This is a genomic window from Pseudomonas sp. Tri1, from assembly GCF_017968885.1.
Classification (GTDB): Bacteria; Pseudomonadota; Gammaproteobacteria; order Pseudomonadales; family Pseudomonadaceae; genus Aquipseudomonas.
The window spans coordinates 5127466-5148982 of the sequence record NZ_CP072913.1; the positions used below are offsets into that span (position 1 = coordinate 5127466).

The following is a 21517-nucleotide window of genomic DNA, read 5'->3' on the forward strand; positions in this document are numbered from 1 at the left end:
CCGTGAGGTGTGACGAAAGGCCGGCATTTTACGCAAAAAATCCGCCGTCGGCGAAGGCTGATGACGTGCGCTTTTGTGGCCGAGATGTACGCACAGACCCATCGGCGATTAACACCGTCGCCTACAGCGCGATTTGCTCTAAGCCCCCCATCCCCCTGGCGATAACTCCTTTCTATACTGCGACATAAGGTCGCACACATATTCAGACCTTTACTTACTTGGCCCTATTGGCCCGTAGGCGCTCCGTTGGGGGGCGATGGCAATAACAAAGGAGTGACTGACTATGATCCATCATGTCGTGGGGCTCTTTACCCACCCTGATCAAGAATGGAAAGAAATCCGTGGCGATCAGGAGGAAAGCATCAGCCACATGTACCTCACCCATACGCTGATCCTGGCGGCTATTCCCGCAGTATCGGCGTTTATTGGCACCACGCAGGTGGGATGGGTCATCGGCAATCGTCCGCCGGTGATGCTGACCCAGGAAAGCGCGCTGTGGATGACCGTCATGTCGTACCTGGCGATGCTGGGCGGCGTAGCGGTCATGGGTGCCTTCATCCATTGGATGGCCCGCACCTATGACGCCAGCCCGAGCCTGGCCCGTTGCGTCGCGTTCGCCACCTACACCGCGACTCCGTTGTTCATTGGCGGCCTGGCGGCGCTCTACCCACACATGTGGCTGGGGATGATCGTCGGCACGGCGGCGATCTGCTACACGGTCTACCTGCTCTATGTGGGCCTGCCGACCTTCATGAGCATTCCCCAGGACGAAGGCTTCCTGTTCTCCAGTTCGGTGCTTGCCGTCGGCCTGGTGGTGCTGGTTGCAATCATGGCGTTCACGGTGATCGTCTGGGGGCTGGGCGTCGGCCCGGTGTATACCAATTAAACGATAGGGCTCTCCAATAAGAAGCTGGATCTGCCAACTCAGGCCGCCGCAAGGCGGCCTTCCTGCGTTTGGCGCTGGCGAAACGACCATTGGGCGCCTGAGCGATTCGCAACGGCTGACGCTTGCGGCATACTCAAGTTTCTGGAGACCCGTAAAGCATGCTCGAGCAACTCAATACCCGCGTCGAAGAGTGTTATCAACAAGCCGAATCCTTTTTCAAACGTCCTTTCAAACGCCCGGTGGTCAGCTTTAAATTGCGAGGCCAGAAGGCCGGTGTCGCGCACCTGCATGAAAACCTGCTGCGCTTCAATCCACAGTTGTATCGGGAAAACGCCGAAGACTTCCTCAAGCAGACCGTCGCCCACGAAGTCGCGCACCTGATCGCCCATCAGCTGTTTGGCGAACGCATCCAGCCCCACGGCGAAGAGTGGCAACTGATCATGCGCGGGGTGTACGAACTGCCGCCCAACCGCTGCCACACTTACGAAATCAAGCGCCGCAGCGTCACCCGCTACATCTATAAATGCCCTTGCGACGGCAGCGACTTCCCGTTCTCGGCCCAACGCCACAGCCTGGTGCGCCAAGGGCGGCGGTATTTGTGCCGTAGTTGCCGCAGCACCTTGGTGTTCAGTGGCGAGACGCGGGTGGAGTAAATTTCGTGTTGTTTGGGCCGGCCCCATCGCGAGCGAGCTCGCTCCCACACTGGATCTATGGCGTTCACAAAACTCCTGTGGGAGCGAGCTTGCTCGCGATGGCTGCCTGACAAGCGCTACAAAACCACCCCGCTGCGACGCAATTCAGCTATCCGCTCAACACTGAACCCCAACTCCCCCAACACCTGATCCGTATGCGCGCCCAGCTCCGCGCCAATATGCCGAGGCTCGGGCAGTCCTTGTGAAAACCTCAACGGACAAGCCATCTGTGCTTGATTCGAACCATCACCACGGGGCACCTGTGTCACCAGTTCCCGAGCCTGCAACTGTGGATGCCTGATAGCTTCCTCCAGGCTCAACATCGGCTCGACGCAGGCATCAATCCCGGCGAACAAGCTGCAAAGTTCGGCGAAATCATGTTTCTCGAACGCGGCTTGCAGCTCCTGCTTGAGCATGCGCTGTTGCTCGGGCCGGGACGACAGTCCCTGGGCCGCCAGTTCCGGTCGCCCCAGGGCCACGCACAGCGCCTGCATGAAGGCCGGCTCCAGGCTGCCCACCGACATCCAGCGACCATCGCGGGTGCGGTAATAGTCATAGAAACTGCCACCGTTGAGCAGCTGGTTTTCCCAACCCGGCTCGATACCGCAGGCCAGATAACCGGCACCGGCCATGGCGTTCAGACTGAACACACAGTCGGTCATGCTCACATCCAGGTGTTGGCCTTGCCCGGTCTGCTGGCGGGCGATCACCGCCGCCAACAGCCCGATCACGCCGTGCAGCGACCCACCGGCAATATCCGCCGCCTGGATGCCCAGCGGCAGTGGACCGCTGTCGGCACGGCCGGTGTGACTGGCCAGCCCGGCCAGGGCCAGGTAGTTGATGTCGTGCCCGGCGCGATCCTTGTAGGGCCCGGTCTGACCGTAGCCGGTGATCGACACGTAGATCAGCCGCGGATTGATTGCCCTCAAGGCCTCGTAACCCAGGCCCAGTCGCTCCATCACACCGGGGCGGAACTGTTCCAGCAGGATGTCGTAGTCCGCCAGCAATAGCTTGATCACCTCCAGCGCCTGCGGCTGCTTGAGGTCCAACGCGAGGCTGCGCTTGTTGCGGTTGAGGTAGGCATGGCTGGCGGAGACGCCCTGGTCATGGGGCGGCAATATCCGCAACAGGTCCGAACGGGTCGGCGACTCGATACGCAACACCTCGGCGCCCATGTCCGCCAACAACAGCGAGGCGAACGGGCCTGGCAGCAGCGTCGAGAAGTCCAGAACCTTGAGCGATGCCAGTGGGCCTTGCATAGGCGATCTCCGATGGATGATGACTGAAGACTAGGCAGGGGTTGGCGGCGGAGCAATTACCGCAGGTGTCAGTCTGGATGACCATTGCGCTCAGCGTGAGAGCTCTGGTGGCGAGGGAGCCTTCTCGACTGAAGAGTTCTTCCAATAAAAAACCCGCCGAAGCGGGTTTCCTGTTGCAGCCTGAAGATTACTTCACAGCGCCTGGAGCAGAGGATTCAGCCGCGACAATCTGCGCCGCCGCGATCTGCTCGTCATCTTCACGGACGTCGGAGATACCACGACCACCGGAAGCCAGTTCGGTATGCAACTGGTCTTCGTCCAGCTCCTTGACCCACTTGGCAACCACGATCGTGGCAACGGCGTTGCCCACCAGGTTGGTCAGGGCGCGGGCTTCGGACATGAAGCGGTCGATACCCAGGATCAGTGCCAGGCCGGCCACCGGCAAGGTACCCACGGCCGACAGGGTGGCCGCCAGTACGATGAAGCCGCTACCGGTCACGCCAGCAGCACCTTTGGAGGACAGCAGCAGCACCAGCAGCAGGGTGATCTGGTGAGTCAGGTCCATCGGGGTGTCGGTGGCCTGGGCGATGAACACCGCGGCCATGGTCAGGTAGATCGACGTACCGTCGAGGTTGAACGAGTAGCCAGTCGGGATCACCAGGCCTACCACGGACTTCTTGGCACCCAGGCGCTCCATCTTGATCAGCATGCGTGGCAGGGCCGATTCCGACGAGGAAGTGCCCAGCACGATCAGCAGTTCTTCACGGATGTAGCGGATCAGCTTGACGACGCTGAAGCCATGGGCGCGGCAGATGGCACCCAGTACTACCAGCACGAACACCACGCAGGTGATGTAGAAGCAGATCATCAGCTGGCCCAGTTGCACCAGCGAACCGACACCATAGGCACCGATGGTGAACGCCATGGCACCGAAGGCACCGAGGGGAGCCAGCTTCATGATCATGTTGATGATGATGAACATCACGTGGGCGAAGCGATCGATGAAGTCCAGTACCGGCTTGCCGTAGGCACCCAGGCGATGCAGGGCGAAACCGAAGATCACCGAGAACATCAGCACTTGCAGGATATCGCCGTTGGCGAACGCGCCGACGATGGTGTTCGGGATCACGTTGAGGATAAAGGCAACGATGCTCTGGTCTTTACCGGCCGAGATGAAACCGGCGATCTTGCTGGTATCCAGGGTCGATACGTCAATGTGCATGCCGACGCCCGGTTGCACGACGTTGACCACGACCAGGCCGATCAGCAGGGCGATGGTGGAGACGATTTCGAAATACAGCAGCGCGTAGCCACCGGTCTTGCCGACCGACTTCATGTTCTGCATGCCCGCGATACCGCTGACGACGGTGCAGAAGATGATGGGAGCGATGACCATTTTGATCAGTTTGATGAACCCGTCACCAAACGGCTTGAGGGCAACACCGGTCTGAGGGTAGAAGTGACCGAGCAAAATGCCGATGGCAATGGCTACGATCACCTGGAAATACAGGGATTTGTACAGTGGCTGACGAGTCGTCATGGCAAACCTTCCTCAAGAGTCCCGTGGGACGACATCCACCTGTCATCCACGGCACCTCAATTGCGAACCCTCCTGCACTGGAGGGATTTGTTTTTTGTCGGCTGCACGCGGCAGACCTGCGTGCTGTATCGCAAGGCTCGTGCCATTTTTCAGAAAAGCCCTACAAGCGTTATTGCAGAAGGGCCCTGGGTTTATTCATGGGTTAAACACAGGGCTCGAATGTGGCGGATTTCCGCCCACAGGATGTTTATCGTTCCGGGATTTGGCGGATATCCGCCTTGTCGAGCCCCAGTGCCCTGCTACCATCGCCCGCTTAACGGACGGACTTCTGCCATGCGCCAACGCACGATCGCCAGCCACTTCGCCCGCGCAGCCCTGGGTGGCGCACGTCGGCAAGGCTTCGACTATTTTCCTGTGCTGCAACAACTGGGCATCAGCCCTGAGCTGTTGGATGAACCGCGGGCGCGCATCGCGCCGGAGCAGTTCGCTCGCCTGTTGCAGGCGCTGTGGCTGGCATTGGGGGACGAATACCTGGGATTGGCCCGGGCTACGAGTAAACCCGGGACGTTTGCCATGATGTGTCACACGTTGATCCACTGCCGGACCCTGGGCAAGGCTCTTCAGCGCGGCCTGTTGTTCTACAGCCTGTTCCCCGATGCGCCGAGCCTGGCACTGCAGACCGAAGGAGAACGGGTGCGCCTGGTGCTGGACGACGCCACGCTGTGTGACCCGGATCATTTCCTGAGTGAAAGCCTGCTGGTGATCTGGCATCGCCTGGGCAGTTGGCTGATCGGCCAGCGGATCGGCCTGGAACAGGCGACCTTCGGTTACGCCAAGCCCGCCCACGGCGCCGAGTACGACTTGTTGTTCCCCTGTCCGTTGGTGTTCGGAGCACCACGCTGCAGCCTGTCGTTTCACCGTCGCTACCTGGACATGCCATTGCTGCAGGACGAACGGACCCTCAAGCATTTCCTCGAGCACTCCCCCGCCGACCTGCTATCGCGACCGGACGACGGCCATAGCCTGAGCAGCCAACTGCGCCGCTTGCTCAGCCGCGACGCTGCGCGTTGGCCCGATCTGGACACCGTCGCCGCTCACCTGCACATCAGCCCCCAGACCTTGCGCCGGCATCTGCGCGAGGAAGGCACCAGCTTCCAGGAGCTCAAGGATCAGTTGCGGCGGGATATCGCCATCTACCACCTGGGGCGTGCAGATCTGTCGTTGCAACAGATCGCCGAACAGTTGGGGTTCTCGGAGCCGTCGGCGTTTCACCGGGCATTCAAGAAGTGGACGGGGGTGACGCCGGGGGCTTATCGGGAACAGGAAAACTGATTCTTGATTGTTTTTTGTGGTGTGCTGACTTGCTCGCGATGAGGCCAATGACAATCCCAAGGATTCCCGTCAGACCCCAGGGAAATGAATCCTGAAAGCCGCCCCGCCCAGCTCCGAGTCGCCCAGGGTCAACCTGGCGCCGTAGCTTTCGATGATGTCCTTGACCACCGCCAGCCCGATCCCCTGCCCCGGGTGCTGGCGATCCAGCCGTTCGCCACGCTGGAGAATCCGCGCGCGCTGATCCGCAGGCACGCCCGGGCCGTCATCCTCGACGCATAATTCAATGCCGCCGAGGGTCTGGTGCACGCTGACGCGCACTTGCCCCAGGCACAGTCGATAGGCGTTTTCCAGCAAGTTGCCGAGCATCTCCAGCAAGGCCCCCTGTTCGATCGGCACCTGGCAGTGCTCCGGCAAGTCGAAACTGACGTTGACTCGTTTATCGCGATAAACCTTGTCCAGCGTGTCGCACAGGCTTTGCAGCACCGGGCGCAAGCGCACCTGATGGCGCACCAGCCCGCTCTTGCGCAAGCTGGCGCGTTGCAACTGGTAGCCGATCTGTTGGCTCATGCGTTCGATCTGGGTTTGCAGCACCCAGGCCTGCCCGCGGTCCTCGGGGCGCCGGGCCATGTCTTCGCTGACGCCCTGCAACACCGCCAGTGGGGTTTTCAGGCTGTGGGCCAAGTCATCGAGGGAGTCGCGATAACGGCTGCGTTGTTCTCGTTCGCTGTACAACAGGCGGTTGAGGGAGCCGGTCAGGCGCAACAGTTCCCGAGGATGCTCGGTACTGAGGCTTTCCCGGGCCCCGCTTTCGATTTCGTCCAGTTCCTGACTCAAGCGCCGCAAGGCCCGCAGGCCCCAGGTCAGGCCGATCCACAACAAGGCCAGCAACACCGCCAAGGCAGCGCCAAAGCCCAGGTAGAGGTTGTCCCGCAACCCTTGCAGCGTCACCTCGTAGTCGCGCACCGGCTGCAGGGTGACGATGCTGAACGCCGCGCTCTGGCCGCCGAGCAGCTTGATCTCGACGTCATAGACAAAAAACTCCTGGCCATCGTTCTCGCGGATGCGCGCAAACTGGTTGCCCTGGCCGTCATAGCGCGGCGTGTAGTTGATGTTTTCTTCCCGGGTGGCCTTGGATCGCCAGACCAACCGCCCCTCGCGGTCGTAGATGTAGCCCAGCAGACGGGCATCGGCGAGGTTGAAGCGCTCATCGGGCAGCTGTGCCGGCATCTTCAGTTGCTTGTTTTCCACCCGGGCGGCGGAAATCAGCGTGGTCACGTCCGAAGCCAGGCGTTGTTCGATGGACTCCTGCAACGCCAGGCTGAATGCGCCTTGCATGGCCGGCAACAACGCTAGCATGAACAGCACCGCCAGGGTCATGGCCGCCAGCATCAAGCGCAGGCGTAGCGAACGAATCACTGGCAGCGCTCGTTGAACAGGTAACCCAGGCCGCGCACGGTATCGATCGGTTTGAAGCCGGCCGGCGCTTCCAGTTTACGGCGCAGGCGCCCGACCAGCACTTCGATGACATTGGGATCGCGCTCGTCGTCATCGGGGTAGAGCTGCTCCATCAGGCGGTCCTTGGCGACCACCTGCTGGTGATGGCGCATCAGGTACTCGAGGATGCGGTATTCGTAGGCAGTCAACGCCAGCGGCTCCTCGCCAAGGGACGCTTGCTTGCGGTTGAGGTCCAGCACCAACGGACCGGCGACGATGGTCGACTGGGTAAAACCACTGGAGCGGCGCAACAGAGCGTTCAAGCGGGCCTCCAGCTCTTCGAACTGAAACGGCTTGACCACGTAGTCATCGGCCCCGGCGGCGAGGCCTTCGACCTTGTCCTGCCAATTGCCCCGGGCGGTAAGGATCAGGATCGGAAACGTCTTGTCCTGGGAACGCAGCCGGCGGATCAGTTCCAACCCGCTGATGCCCGGCAAGCCCAGGTCGATCACCGCCAGGTCATGGTTGAATTCCCGGACCTGATACAAAGCCTCCTCGGCATTGGCCACGGCCTGCACCACATGGCCGCTGTCGGTAAGACGGGTTTGCAGGTGATGACGCAACAACGCTTCGTCTTCGACGACCAGTAATTTCATGGAGCCTCTCCCCAGGCAAATCAAACAATCCAGCGCTGCGCACCTCAACGAAAGACGCCGGATCGTCTTGGGCCGATCCGGCGCGATACGCTCAGCATCGACCGCTTAGAACGTGTAGTTGGCGGACAGGTAAGTCTGGGCGCTGCTGGTCAGGTCCAGCGAGCCAACCTTGTCGCCACCGTGCGGGCTCATCTCGGTGCTGGCGTTGCTGCGCAGGTAACGGTAACCCAGTTCCACCGAGGTGTTTTGCGAAATTTGTTGCAGGACGCCCCCCTGCAAGCCCACCGCGTAGCCGATGTCGCTGTCACGGCTGAAGCCGGGCGAGTCCTGGGTCAGCTTGGTCAGGCCCGCCGTGCCACCGCCGAACAGCTTGGTGCTGCTGGTGACCGGATAAAACACATCGTAGCTGCCCAGCAGGTTTTCCTGACGCAGTTTGATGCCGTTGTGGGTCCCCGAGACGTTGTCGTAAGTGGCGTAGTAGCGACCCTGGTCGTTTTGCTTGCCCAGGCGGACGCCATACGTGGTGTCCTTGCCAATGACGCCGTCGGCGTTGGGGTTGTTCAGGGCGGTGTCCAAGGCGTCGGATTTCTTCACCTTGTCGCTGGTCTGCCCGAGGGTCAGGCTGGCGAAGTTGTCATCGGCGTGGGCCATGGCGCTGGCACCCAACACGGTGAACGCCAGCAGCAGTTTTTTCATCGCAGTCATGGTCAAGCTCCTTTGAAGCGTGGGTGTTTTGTGAAGTCGCAGTCACCTTAACCAGCGTTCCCTGAACACCCCTTGAACGTTCTCTGAACCTGCGCTGAATGAATCGGCTAGAGTGTCCTGTCTCACCACTTTATTAAGGAGATCCATCATGCGCAGGCTGCTTGCTGTTGTACTTCTGGCCCTGAGCGGCGCGAGCCACGCTGCCATCCAGACCCAGGAAATCCCCTACACCAGCGCCGACGGCACGAAGCTGATCGGTTATTACGCTTATGACGACGCCGTCAAAGGCCCGCGCCCGGGCGTCGTGGTGGTGCATGAGTGGTGGGGCCTGAACGATTACGCCAAGCGCCGCGCCCGTGACCTTGCCGGCCTGGGCTACAGTGCGCTGGCCATCGACATGTACGGCGACGGCAAGAATACCGAGCACCCCAAGGACGCCATGGCGTTCATGCAAGCGGCGCTCAAGGACGGAGCGGCGGCCAGTGCGCGATTCCAGGCCGGTCTCGACCTGTTGAAGAAACAACCCCAGACCGATCCGGACAAAATCGCCGCCATCGGTTATTGCTTCGGCGGCAAAGTGGTGCTGGACGCGGCGCGCCAGGGTGTACCGCTCAAGGGCGTGGTGAGTTTCCACGGCGCCCTGGTGACCAACACCCCGGCCACGCCTGGCAGCGTCAAGGCCAAGATTCTTGTCGAGCACGGCGCGTTGGACAGCATGGTCACCGAGGAGAACGTGACCGCGTTCAAGAGCGAGATGGATAAAGCCGGTGCTGACTATAAGTTCGTCAGCCTCAAGGGCGCCAAGCACGGCTTCAGCAACCCCGACGCCGACCGCCTGAGCCATGGTGAACATGGCGGGCCGGACATTGGTTACAACAAGGAAGCCGATGAGAAATCGTGGGCGGACATGCAAAAGTTCTTCAAGAAACTTTTTAACTGACGCAGACCTTGTGGCGAGGGGATAAATCCCTCGCCACAAAAGCTCGGCCCCACTACCCAGCCTCCCACCAACCCGGCAAAATGCCTGGTATGAACGCACTCCCCGCTCTGCCCGCCTGCTGCACGCCTCTGGATGAACACTGGCTCCTGCCCAAGGCTCTGCCCGATACAGTACTGCTGAGCACCCGCTTCGATCCATCGCTGCTGAGCGGCAATGACTTTTTGCACAGTGCCATCGAACCACCCGCAAGCATCCAGCGTTCAGTAGCCAAGCGTCAGGCGGAGTTTCTCGCCGGACGTGTCTGTGCTCGGGCGGCCTTGCGGCAGCTGGACGGCCAGACCTGCGTGCCGGCCATCGGCGAGGACCGCGCCCCGGTATGGCCGGCCCATGTCAGCGGCTCGATCACCCACAGCGCGGGTCGGGCGGCGGCAATCGTCGCCAGCAAAAATCACTGGAGGGGGTTGGGCATGGACCTGGAAAACCTGCTCGACGCCGAACGTGCCGAGCGCCTGGCTGGCGAAATCCTCACCCCGCCCGAGCTGCTGCGCATGGCTACCCTCGCGCAAGATGAGCGGGCATTGCTGGTGACCCTGACTTTTTCAGTGAAGGAAAGCCTGTTCAAGGCGCTGTACCCGATCGTCGGGCAACGCTTTTATTTCGAGCATGCCGAGGTGCTGGAATGGACACGCAGCGGACGGGTGCGGCTGCGCTTGCTGACGAACCTATCACCCGAGTGGCGCCACGGCAGTGAATTGCAAGCGCAGTTTGGGGTGAAGGATGGGCAGTTGTTGAGTCTGGTAGGGATCAAGGCCTGAACTCTGTAGTGCCTGGAAGGGCCTCATCGCGAGCAAGCTCGCTCCCACAAAGGACCGCACTCCAGTAGTGTGCGAGCTTGCTCGCGATGGGGCCGGCACAGCTGCCACACCTCTCAAGACCTGTCCTGATGCCTCGGCCAACTCAAGCTGAAACAGGCCCCGCCCAGACTCTTGCTCTTGCCCACCAAAGCTCGGCCGTCATGCCAATGGATGATCCGTCGCACAATCGACAACCCCAGCCCATGGCCGCCGGAAGCACGGGCACGGCTGTCATCCAGGCGCAGGAACGGTTTGAACACCCGCTCCCACGCCGCCTCCGGCACGCCTGGCCCGTCGTCTTCGACGTCCACCCGACAGCGCAACTGGCCCACTTGGTAGCTGACAGTCACCCGTGAGCTGGCGTGGCGCATGGCATTGCTCACCAGGTTCTGCAGGGCGCGATGCAGGAAACGTGGCTCGGCCTCGACCCAGGCGCCATCGCAATCGGCGGCGGACAGGCATAGACCGCGTTCGACCGTGACCCCGGCCCGCAGCGGTCCCAGCTCTTCGATCACCTGACTGACCAACGCATCCAGATCGAGCCGCTGGAAGTTCAGGGCCGGCGAACCCTGCTCCAGTCGCGCGTAAGTCAGCATCTCGTCCACCAGCCGGTCCAGATCCTCGATGTCGTGGTCCATACCCGCCAGGTATTTATCCCGAGCCTGTGGCGTGGTGGCGCTGCCGAGCATTTCCAGGCCAAAACGCAGGCGCGCCACCGGGGTGCGCAATTCGTGGGACACCGCACGCACCAGCTCACGCTGGATCGCCAACAATTGCTGCAAGTGCTCGGCCATGCCATTGAACGCCGCGGCCAGTCGTCCCACCGAGTCGGCACCCCGAGCCGGCACGCGGGTCTCCAGGCTGCCCTGGGCAATCAGGGTCGCAGCCGACTCCAGGCCACGCAGGCGCCGCTCCAACTGGCGGACCAACAGATAAACGATCAACCCGATCAGGCTCAACCCCAGCGCCGCGATCAACACCAACCATTGCGGCGGATAAGGGTTCATCTGGTACAGCGGGCCGATCTCCAGCACCCACGGCGTGCCGACCATGCCGGCGAACACCCGGATCGAGTCGCCGCCCTTGCCCAAGGCCATCACCGTGTCGCCCTCGGACACCCGACGGCGCTGGTCTTCGTCCATGTCCGCCTGTACGACGGTCATCAGTCGCAAGTCGAAACCGAAGCCTTTTTCCTCCTTGAGCTGCGCGAGCCGTGCGGGCTGCTCGCCCACCGGGTAGCGCACCAATTCGTCGGCCAGCAGGTAAATGGTCGCCCGGGCCAGCTGCTCACTGATCTGCTGGACTTCCCCCACCAGCATCAGCTGTTCGCCCTCGCTGACCAGCCGATAGACCTTCGCCGCATGGGGTCCGGTCTGCTCCACCAAGGCCTGGCCACGCAGCACACGAGTGCGCTGGCCGAGGTCCAGATCGGTCTGGGCAAAGGTCTGCAGGGCCAGGGGAATGCCCAGCAGGCGCTCCCACACCGCCAACGCCCGCCGTCGTTCGGTGTCGTTCATCGGCCGCAGGTTGTCAGCCATCAAGGAAAACGTGCCATGGGCCAGGCGCTCACGGTATTGCTCGCTGCGCGTCTGGTTGAGCAGATGCAGGGCCAGCACCCCGAGCACCGCCACCAGCACCAGCGCCGCACACATGCCACCATAAATACGCAGGAAGATCGAGTTCACGGCGCCGGGTCTACGCAAGCTTCAGGAACGAACAGGTAGCCTTTGCTGCGGATGGTCTTGATCAGCCGCGGATGGTCCGGGTCGTCACCGATCTTGGGGCGGATGCGCGAAATGCGCACGTCGATGGAACGGTCCTGGCCGTCATAGCCGATGCCGCGCAGGGCGGTGAAGATCTCTTCCCGGGACAGGATGCGCCCGGCATTGGCCACCAGCAGCCACAGCAGGTCGAATTCGGCACTGGTCAGCTCAATACCGTTGCCTTGCAGCCAGGCTTCGCGCAAGGCGTTGTCCACCACCAGCGGGCCGAATTGCAGGCGCCGCTGCCTCTGCGGCGCGGCCGGCTCCGGCTCGCTGCGCCGCAACAGGGCCTGGATGCGCGCCAATAGCAAACGCGGGCGCACCGGTTTACAGACGTAATCGTCAGCGCCCAGGTCCAGGCCCTGGATCTGATCGGTGTCGTCGGTACGGGCAGTGAGCATCAGGATCGGCCCGTCGAAATGCCCGCGCACCTTGCGGCAGATGCTCAGGCCGTCTTCGCCGGGCAGCATCAGGTCGAGAATCACCAGGTCCGGCTGCTCGGCGATGATTCGCGCCGCCGCCACCGCGCCATTGCCTTCGATGGCAACGCGCAGCCCATTGCTCTCAAGGTATTCACGGGTCAACTCGGCAAGACGCAGGTCATCCTCGACAATCAATACCTGCCAGGCTTCTTGTTCCACTGAGGGACCTCTTACGCTGAGTACCTGATAAGAAAGGCGTACCGCCCACATCACGGACAAAGTACGCCCCTGTGGGAGCGAGCTTGCTCGCGATGGCGGTGTGTCAGCCAGCACTCATGCTGCTGGTCGGGCTATCGGGAGCAAGCTCGCTCCCAAGCATGGCCCTGCGCCATCCCCCATCTTTTTGTCATGTAAAAGGAGGATAAGGATGCCAACGCACCGGCCGATTGTATAAACGCCGGCCCCATAGAAAACAAGCAGACAAATGCATTCGGTCACGCGGGATTTGTGTGTTAACGTCCGCGCCCGCAAAAATCACCGGGCTGTTTTCGCATCGTCAAAACGATGAAAAAAAGCCCACTCCAGCTAGGTCGCGGCCTACAGAGCAATTCCACGTTTCGCACACAAATTACGCACAGGCTTATCCACAGGTAGTACGTTGCATTCCCCCCCAAAACGCATTATCTTGTAGCCCGCCGCGTAAAAAACCCTACATGTAGGGTTTTAGGCCAAAAACCAAACACAAGTTGGACAGAGAATTCAAGCGCTTTTCTTGCTTCTGTCCACCTGAAACGACGCATTTTTCCCAAGCCCAGACCGCCCCTGCGGATGGCAACTGTTTCAAGGTCGAAAGTGACCGAAACGGTACGGGTGTTGCAGTCCATTGCTGCCACCCTGCAATCCGGTTTCGAGCCCCGGCTCGAAACCCAGAACTTCGGATGGAAGCGGCACTAAACGCCTGCTTCCTACTGTCCCGAAGTTGTTATGCCCGGCGCCAGTCGGTTGTAGTGCTTCAGGACGGAACGGTGGGCACCGTGATGGTGCCCAAACAAACATAAAGAACGTGGAGACACCCATGCACACCGACACAACTCGCGAGAACCCGCAGGGCACCGCGCCGCTGGCCGCCGATTCGAGCCCGGATCTGTCCGCCACCGCGCCGGGCCAACTGCGCGTGATCAAGCGTAACGGCACTGTCGTTCCTTACACCGATGACAAGATCACCGTCGCCATCACCAAAGCGTTCCTCGCAGTTGAAGGTGGCACCGCAGCCGCTTCGTCGCGAATCCACGACACCGTGGCCCGTCTGACCGAACAGGTCACCGCGACCTTCAAGCGTCGCATGCCATCGGGCGGCACCATCCACATCGAAGAGATCCAGGACCAGGTCGAACTGGCCCTGATGCGTGCCGGCGAGCAGAAAGTCGCCCGCGACTACGTGATCTACCGTGACTCCCGGGCCAAGGAGCGCGCCACCCGCACGCCTGCCGACGCGCCGGTACAAGCTCACCCATCGATCCGCATCGCCCGCGCCGACGGCAGCCTGGCGCCGCTGGACATGGGTCGCCTGAACACCATCGTCACCGAGGCCTGCGAAGGCCTGGAAGAAGTCGATGGCGACCTGATCCAGCGCGAAACCCTGAAGAACCTCTATGACGGCGTCGCCCTCAAGGACGTCAATACCGCGCTGGTGATGACCGCGCGGACCCTGGTGGAACGCGAGCCGAACTACTCCTTCGTGACCGCCCGCCTGCTGATGGACACCCTGCGTGCCGAAGGCCTGAGCTTCCTGGAAGTCGCCGAAAGCGCGACCCACCACGAAATGGTCGACCTGTACGCCAAGGCGCTGCCGGCCTACGTGGCCAAGGGTATCGAATACGAATTGCTGAACCCGGTGCTGGCCGAATTCGACCTGGAAAAACTCGGCAAGGCCATCAACCACGAGCGCGACCAGCAGTTCACCTACCTGGGCCTGCAAACCCTGTACGACCGCTACTTCATCCACAAGGATGGCGTGCGTTTCGAACTGCCGCAGATTTTCTTCATGCGCGTGGCCATGGGCCTGGCGATCGAAGAGAAACAGCGTGAAGACCGCGCCATCGAGTTCTACAACCTGTTGTCGTCCTTCGACTACATGGCCTCGACTCCAACCCTGTTCAACGCCGGCACCCTGCGTCCACAGCTGTCGAGCTGCTACCTGACCACCGTGCCGGACGATCTGTCGGGCATCTACGGCGCGATCCACGACAACGCCATGCTGTCGAAATTCGCCGGTGGCCTGGGCAACGACTGGACCCCGGTCCGCGCATTGGGCTCGTACATCAAGGGCACCAACGGCAAATCCCAGGGCGTCGTGCCGTTCCTCAAAGTGGTCAACGACACCGCAGTTGCGGTCAACCAGGGCGGCAAGCGCAAAGGCGCGGTCTGTGCCTACCTGGAAACCTGGCACATGGACATCGAAGAGTTCATCGAGCTGCGCAAGAACACCGGTGATGACCGTCGTCGTACCCACGACATGAACACCGCCAACTGGATCCCTGACCTGTTCATGAAGCGCGTCTTCGATGACGGCAAGTGGACCCTGTTCTCGCCATCCGAAGTACCGGACCTGCACGACCTGACCGGCAAGGCTTTCGAAGAGCGCTACGAGTACTACGAAGCCCTGACCGAGTACAACAAGATCAAGCTGTTCAAAGTCGTCCAGGCCAAAGACCTGTGGCGCAAGATGCTCTCGATGCTGTTCGAAACCGGCCACCCATGGCTGACCTTCAAGGACCCATGCAACCTGCGTAGCCCGCAGCAGCACGTGGGCGTGGTCCACAGCTCGAACCTGTGCACCGAGATCACCCTGAACACCAACAAGGATGAGATCGCGGTCTGCAACCTGGGCTCGATCAACCTGCCGAACCACATCGTCGACGGCAAGCTGGACACCGCCAAGCTGCAACGCACCGTGAACACCGCCGTGCGCATGCTCGACAACGTGATCGACATCAACTACTACTCGGTGCCACAGGCGAAGAACTCCAACTTCAAGCACCGTCCGGTCGGCCTGGGCATCATGGGCTTCCAGGACGCGCTGTACCTGCAGCACATCCCGTACGGTTCGGACGCTGCCGTCGAGTTCGCCGACAAGTCCATGGAAGCGGTCAGCTACTACGCGATCCAGGCTTCCTGCGACCTGGCCGACGAGCGCGGCGCCTACGAGACGTTCCAGGGTTCGCTGTGGTCCAAAGGCATCCTGCCGCTGGATTCGCAACAGATCCTGATCGCCCAGCGTGGCCAGAAGTACATCGATGTTGACCTGAACGAATCCCTGGACTGGGCACCGGTTCGCGCCCGTGTGCAGAAAGGCATCCGTAACTCCAACATCATGGCCATCGCACCGACCGCGACCATCGCCAACATCACCGGCGTGTCGCAGTCGATCGAACCGACCTACCAGAACCTGTATGTGAAATCGAACCTGTCGGGCGAATTCACCGTGATCAACCCGTACCTGGTCCGCGACCTCAAGGCCCGCGGCCTGTGGGACTCGGTCATGATCAACGACCTGAAGTACTACGACGGTTCGGTGCAGCAGATCGAGCGCATCCCGCAAGAGCTCAAAGCGCTCTATGCCACCGCGTTCGAAGTGGACACCAAGTGGATCGTCGACGCCGCCAGCCGTCGCCAGAAGTGGATCGACCAGGCTCAGTCGCTGAACCTGTACATCGCCGGCGCCTCGGGCAAGAAGCTGGACGTGACCTACCGCATGGCCTGGTACCGTGGCCTGAAAACCACCTACTACCTCCGTGCCCTGGCTGCCACCAGCACCGAGAAGTCGACCATCAACACTGGCAAGCTGAACGCTGTTTCCAGCGGCGGCAACCACGGTGACGATTCGGTCCTGGCTGCCCCAGCCGGACCGGCGCCAGTGCCAAAGGCCTGTGCGATTGACGAGCCGGATTGCGAAGCTTGCCAATAAGCTGAGCGAGTGGGCGCTGCAAGGCGCCTGCTAAAAGGAACCCCCGATAGACCGCTGGTTTATCGGGGGTTTTCTTTTGTGTGGGGGATATGCCAGATACAAAAAAACGGCGAGGCCTATTGAGGGCCTCGCCGTTTATGTTTTTCTCACCGCAACATCCGCCGAAAATCGACAGGTGCCGCAGTGGCCAGATGACGCTTAGACCGGAAGGGTGAAAGAGTCGCCGTTGTTGGTGAAGAACGTCTCGATGGTGTTGCTTCCTGCGTACCAGTCCTTCAGGAAAACACCGGAGTCCAGGTTACCGCTCTGGTAATCGGCCGCGTTGAAGATGTAGGCACCTGCATCGGTCTTGATAACCTGCACATCGTTGAGACTCTGGATATTCTTCAGCCTCACAGTATCGACACCTGTCGTCCCGGTGTCTTCAATGGCAACCATGGTTTTGGAGTTGACTATGTAGGCATCCCCACCTTCCCCGCCATAGGCATCGCCAGACGCATTCATATTGAAAGTATCAAAACCCGCGCCACCATGAAGTTCATAGGCATAACCGGTTCCCGTCAGAATGTCGTTGCCATCGCCGCCATAGGCAATACCGGAGGAGACAGTCAACGTATCACTGCCGGCCTCGCCGTAAAGCACACTGCCAGCGTCGTTGCCGCTGCTGGACATGGTGTCATTGCCATTGCCGCCATAAAGCGTATCGGCCTGGGCGCCAGTGGAAGGCGTCAATGCAAGGGTACTGATATCCGTAACGGTGCCACCATAGATAAAATCATCGCCATCGCCGCCATAGAGCAAGTCGTTACCCGCCCCGCCTTCCAGCTTGTTCGAGTAGGCATTGCCCGTCAGCGTGTCGTTGAATTGCGAGCCGATCAGATTATCAATATTGGCCAACACGTCGCCTTGCGCATCACCACCCGATGCGGTTCCCGCCAGCAGGTCAATCTGCACCGCATCGCTGCTGGTCAGGTACCAGGCACCGTCACCACGGCCCAAGCCATTGAGCGTGTCGGCGCCTGCGCCACCGATAAAGTTTTCCGCAGCGGCGGTACTGCCGGTGAAAGTATCGGCCTGGGCAGTGCCTTGGAAAATCTCAATGGAGGTGTAGCTATCGCCTGCCGCGATACCCGTCACCAAAGGCGCACTCAGATCCAGCGTGATACCTGAGCCTTCATTGGAAAAGCTCAGCATGTCCATGCCGGTGCCGCCATTGAAGACATTGACACCTGCGTCACCGACAAATACATCACTGTAATTGGAGCCTGTAATCACTTCGATGCTGCTGTAGGTATCCCCCGCCGCGATCCCGGTATGGACGCCCGTCTGCGTGTTGATGGTCAAGCCCGCGCTGCTGTCAGCGTAGCTGACCGTGTCAGTCCCGGCGCCGCCGATGAACTGATCCGCACCCGCACCACCGAGCAGGAAATCATTGCCCACTCCGCCCGTGATGATGTTGTCCGAGGCGTTGCCATAACCGACGAAGTTGCCCGTGCCGGTATAGGTCAGGCGCTCGACGTTGGCCGCCATCGTCAGGTTGAGGAGGTTCGTCTGGATTTCGTCATCGCCTTCGCCGGCCACTTCGATGACGTTGACCGACGTTCCGCCGACGACGTAAACGTCATCACCGGCACCGCCCCTGAGGGTGTGCCCGGTGCTTTGGGCGGTCAGCCTGTCGTTGAAGGACGAGCCGACCACGGTTTCAAAGTTCGACAGTTTGTCGCCTTGCGCATCACCGCCGACACCTACTACGCCAGCAACCAGGCTGACGGTCACGGCACTGGCCGAGGTGGAGTAGTCGATGCTATCGATGCCGCCGGTGCCATCGAACTGATCTGCCGCTTCGCTGGCGGTAAACGAATCGTGGTTCTGCGAACCCTGGATCGTTTCGATGCCCACGTAGGTATCGCCGGCAGCAATGCCACTGTTCACACCGGTCTTGGCGTTGATGTTCACCGCCACGTTACTGTCGGTGTAGCTGACCGTGTCAGTCCCGGCGCCGCCGATGAACTGGTCCGCACCCGCACCACCGAGCAGGAAATCATTGCCCACTCCGCCCGTGATGATGTTGTCCGAGGCGTTGCCATAACCGACGAAGTTGCCCGTACCGGTATAGGTCAGGCGCTCGACGTTGGCCGCCATCGTCAGGTTGAGGAGGTTCGTCTGGATTTCGTCATCGCCTTCGCCGGCCGCTTCGATGACGTTGACCGACGTTCCGCCGATGACGTAAACGTCATCACCGGCACCGCCCCTGAGGGTGTGCCCGGTGCTTTGGGCGGTCAACCTGTCGTTGAAGGACGAGCCGACCACGGTTTCGAAGTTCGACAGTTTGTCGCCTTGCGCATCACCGCCGACACCTACTACCCCAGCAATCAGGCTGACGGTCACGGCACTGGCCGAGGTGGAGTAGTCGATGCTATCGATGCCGCCGGTGCCATCGAACTGGTCTGCCGCTTCGCTGGCGGTAAACGAATCGTGGTTCTGCGAACCCTGGATCGTTTCGATGCCCACGTAGGTATCGCCGGCAGCAATGCCACTGTTCACACCGGTCTTGGCGTTGATGTTCACCGCCACGTTACTGTCGGTGTAGCTGACCGTGTCAGTCCCGGCGCCGCCGATGAACTGGTCCGCACCCGCACCACCGAGCAGGAAATCATTGCCCACTCCGCCCGTGATGATGTTGTCCGAGGCGTTGCCATAACCGACGAAGTTGCCCGTACCGGTGTAGGTCAGGCGCTCGACGTTGGCCGCCATCGTCAGGTTGAGGAGGTTCGTCTGGATTTCGTCATCGCCTTCGCCGGCCGCTTCGATGACGTTGACCGACGTTCCGCCGATGACGTAAACGTCATCACCGGCACCGCCCCTGAGGGTGTGCCCGGTGCTTTGGGCGGTCAACCTGTCGTTGAAGGACGAGCCGACCACGGTTTCGAAGTTCGACAGTTTGTCGCCTTGCGCATCACCGCCGACACCTACTACCCCAGCAATCAGGCTGACGGTCACGGCACTGGCCGAGGTGGAGTAGTCGATGCTATCGATGCCGCCGGTGCCATCGAACTGGTCTGCCGCTTCGCTGGCGGTAAACGAATCGTGGTTCTGCGAACCCTGGATCGTTTCGATGCCCACGTAGGTATCGCCGGCAGCAATGCCACTGTTCACACCGGTCTTGGCGTTGATGTTCACCGCCACGTTACTGTCGGTGTAGCTGACCGTGTCAGTCCCGGCGCCGCCGATGAACTGGTCCGCACCCGCACCACCGAGCAGGAAATCATTGCCCACTCCGCCCGTGATGATGTTGTCCGAGGCGTTGCCATAACCGACGAAGTTGCCCGTACCGGTGTAGGTCAGGCGCTCGACGTTGGCCGCCATCGTCAGGTTGAGGAGGTTCGTCTGGATTTCGTCATCGCCTTCGCCGGCCGCTTCGATGACGTTGACCGACGTTCCGCCGATGACGTAAACGTCATCACCGGCACCGCCCCTGAGGGTGTGCCCGGTGCTTTGGGCGGTCAACCTGTCGTTGAAGGACGAGCCGACCACGGTTTCGAAGTTCGACAGTTTGTCGCCTTGCGCATCACCGCCGACACCCACTACCCCAGCAATCAGGCTGACGGTCACGGCACTGGCCGAGGTGGAGTAGTCGATGCTATCGATGCCGCCGGTGCCGTCGAACTGGTCTGCCGCTTCGCTGGCGGTAAACGAATCGTGGTTCTGCGAACCCTGGATCGTTTCGATGCCCACGTAGGTATCGCCGGCAGCAATGCCACTGTTCACACCGGTCTTGGCGTTGATGTTCACCGCCACGTTACTGTCGGTGTAGCTGACCGTGTCAGTCCCGGCGCCGCCGATGAACTGGTCCGCACCCGCACCACCGAGCAGGAAATCATTGCCCACTCCGCCCGTGATGATGTTGTCCGAGGCGTTGCCATAACCGACGAAGTTGCCCGTACCGGTGTAGGTCAGGCGCTCGACGTTGGCCGCCATCGTCAGGTTGAGGAGGTTCGTCTGGATTTCGTCATCGCCTTCGCCGGCCGCTTCGATGACGTTGACCGACGTTCCGCCGATGACGTAAACGTCATCACCGGCACCGCCCCTGAGGGTGTGCCCGGTGCTTTGGGCGGTCAGCCTGTCGTTGAAGGACGAGCCGACCACGGTTTCGAAGTTCGACAGTTTGTCGCCTTGCGCATCACCGCCGACACCTACTATACCAGCAACCAGGCTGACGGTCACGGCACTGGCCGAGGTGGAGTAGTCGATGCTATCGATGCCGCCGGTGCCATCGAACTGGTCTGCCGCTTCGCTGGCGGTAAACGAATCGTGGTTCTGCGAACCCTGGATCGTTTCGATGCCCACGTAGGTATCGCCGGCAGCAATGCCACTGTTCACACCGGTCTTGGCGTTGATGTTCACCGCCACGTTACTGTCGGTGTAGCTGACCGTGTCAGTCCCGGCGCCGCCGATGAACTGGTCCGCACCCGCACCACCGAGCAGGAAATCATTGCCCACTCCGCCCGTGATGATGTTGTCCGAGGCGTTGCCATAACCGACGAAGTTGCCCGTACCGGTGTAGGTCAGGCGCTCGACGTTGGCCGCCATCGTCAGGTTGAGGAGGTTCGTCTGGATTTCGTCATCGCCTTCGCCGGCCGCTTCGATGACGTTGACCGACGTTCCGCCGATGACGTAAACGTCATCACCGGCACCGCCCCTGAGGGTGTGCCCGGTGCTTTGGGCGGTCAACCTGTCGTTGAAGGACGAGCCGACCACGGTTTCTATGGCCGTCAATGTATCGCCCTGAGCATCCCCACCCAGGCCAGTCCCTGTGATTAGATTGACTGTCACTCCTGCAGTCGAATTCACGTAGGACGCCGTATCGACACCTGTTCCTCCATTCAGGACGTCAGCGCCCGCGCCCCCCTCCAGCCAATCGTTGCCGTCCCCACCACTCAGCGAGTCATTCCCTGCTAACCCGTACAGCTCATCCGCGCTCGAAGTCCCAACCAGAGTGTCCGTACCCGATGTCCCATTTATCACTGCCATTATTTCTTCCTTGCCGTATTGATGAATCGGTTGTGC

The 21517-nt window shown here is 61.0% G+C and carries 14 protein-coding genes and 1 pseudogene; 6 read left to right on the forward strand and 9 right to left on the reverse strand.

Annotation, left to right across the window (positions count from 1 at the left end):
* The first annotated feature begins 283 nt into the window (after window positions 1-283).
* Entirely contained in the window at window positions 284-886 is a 603-nt protein-coding gene (locus J9870_RS22160; RefSeq protein WP_210640116.1) for a Yip1 family protein, read from the forward strand.
* A gap of 158 nt (window positions 887-1044) precedes the next feature.
* On the forward strand, window positions 1045-1539 hold the full coding sequence (locus tag J9870_RS22165; protein ID WP_210640118.1) for a SprT family zinc-dependent metalloprotease: 495 nt from the start codon (window positions 1045-1047) through the stop codon (window positions 1537-1539).
* A 116-nt stretch (window positions 1540-1655) separates the two neighbouring features.
* On the opposite strand, the gene J9870_RS22170 is transcribed toward J9870_RS22165, so the two are convergent.
* Window positions 1656-2837, reverse strand: coding sequence for a CaiB/BaiF CoA-transferase family protein (locus J9870_RS22170; RefSeq protein ID WP_210640120.1), 1182 nt, complete (start codon window positions 2835-2837; stop codon window positions 1656-1658).
* A gap of 187 nt (window positions 2838-3024) precedes the next feature.
* Window positions 3025-4377, reverse strand: a complete 1353-nt coding sequence (locus J9870_RS22175; protein WP_210640122.1) for a dicarboxylate/amino acid:cation symporter — start codon at window positions 4375-4377, stop codon at window positions 3025-3027.
* 333 nt (window positions 4378-4710) lie between these two features.
* Between J9870_RS22175 and J9870_RS22180 the strand changes: the two genes are divergently transcribed.
* Window positions 4711-5709 carry an AraC family transcriptional regulator gene (locus J9870_RS22180; protein WP_210640124.1) on the forward strand — a complete coding sequence of 333 codons (999 nt, stop codon included), beginning with the start codon at window positions 4711-4713 and terminating at the stop codon, window positions 5707-5709.
* Between the two features lie 69 nt (window positions 5710-5778).
* Here J9870_RS22180 and J9870_RS22185 read toward each other — a convergent pair whose 3' ends face one another.
* From J9870_RS22185 to J9870_RS22195, 3 genes are all read right to left on the reverse strand, one after another.
* Window positions 5779-7125, reverse strand: coding sequence for an ATP-binding protein (locus J9870_RS22185; RefSeq protein ID WP_210640126.1), 1347 nt, complete (start codon window positions 7123-7125; stop codon window positions 5779-5781).
* Entirely contained in the window at window positions 7122-7799 is a 678-nt protein-coding gene (locus tag J9870_RS22190; protein ID WP_210640128.1) for a response regulator, read from the reverse strand. The genes J9870_RS22185 and J9870_RS22190 overlap by 4 nt, the downstream gene beginning before the upstream one ends.
* Window positions 7800-7904: 105 nt before the next feature.
* Window positions 7905-8504, reverse strand: coding sequence for a hypothetical protein (locus J9870_RS22195; protein ID WP_210640129.1), 600 nt, complete (start codon window positions 8502-8504; stop codon window positions 7905-7907).
* A gap of 148 nt (window positions 8505-8652) precedes the next feature.
* Here J9870_RS22195 and J9870_RS22200 point away from each other — a divergent pair, with 148 nt between their 5' ends.
* Entirely contained in the window at window positions 8653-9444 is a 792-nt protein-coding gene (locus J9870_RS22200; protein WP_210640132.1) for a dienelactone hydrolase family protein, read from the forward strand.
* A gap of 89 nt (window positions 9445-9533) precedes the next feature.
* Window positions 9534-10259: a 4'-phosphopantetheinyl transferase gene (locus J9870_RS22205; protein ID WP_210640134.1), complete on the forward strand. Its 726-nt coding sequence runs from the start codon at window positions 9534-9536 to the stop codon at window positions 10257-10259.
* 113 nt (window positions 10260-10372) lie between these two features.
* Here the strand turns inward: J9870_RS22205 and J9870_RS22210 are convergent, their stop codons facing one another.
* Together J9870_RS22210 and J9870_RS22215 are read right to left on the reverse strand one after the other, a co-directional pair.
* Window positions 10373-11983 carry an ATP-binding protein gene (locus tag J9870_RS22210; RefSeq protein ID WP_210640136.1) on the reverse strand — a complete coding sequence of 537 codons (1611 nt, stop codon included), beginning with the start codon at window positions 11981-11983 and terminating at the stop codon, window positions 10373-10375.
* Window positions 11980-12702, reverse strand: coding sequence for a response regulator (locus J9870_RS22215; protein ID WP_210640139.1), 723 nt, complete (start codon window positions 12700-12702; stop codon window positions 11980-11982). The genes J9870_RS22210 and J9870_RS22215 overlap by 4 nt, the downstream gene beginning before the upstream one ends.
* 856 nt (window positions 12703-13558) lie before the next feature.
* On the opposite strand from J9870_RS22215, the gene J9870_RS22220 reads away from it, so the two are divergent.
* The gene (locus J9870_RS22220; RefSeq protein WP_210640141.1) at window positions 13559-16450 is read left to right on the forward strand and encodes a ribonucleoside-diphosphate reductase subunit alpha; all 2892 of its coding nucleotides are present in this window, start codon (window positions 13559-13561) and stop codon (window positions 16448-16450) included.
* Between the two features lie 198 nt (window positions 16451-16648).
* On the opposite strand, the gene J9870_RS22225 is transcribed toward J9870_RS22220, so the two are convergent.
* Together J9870_RS22225 and J9870_RS29755 are read right to left on the reverse strand one after the other, a co-directional pair.
* Window positions 16649-21226, reverse strand: coding sequence for a calcium-binding protein (locus J9870_RS22225; protein ID WP_348772633.1), 4578 nt, complete (start codon window positions 21224-21226; stop codon window positions 16649-16651).
* 133 nt (window positions 21227-21359) lie between these two features.
* Window positions 21360-21481: pseudogene (locus J9870_RS29755) on the reverse strand (hypothetical protein); the annotation flags it as partial.
* Between the last annotated feature and the right edge of the window lie 36 nt (window positions 21482-21517).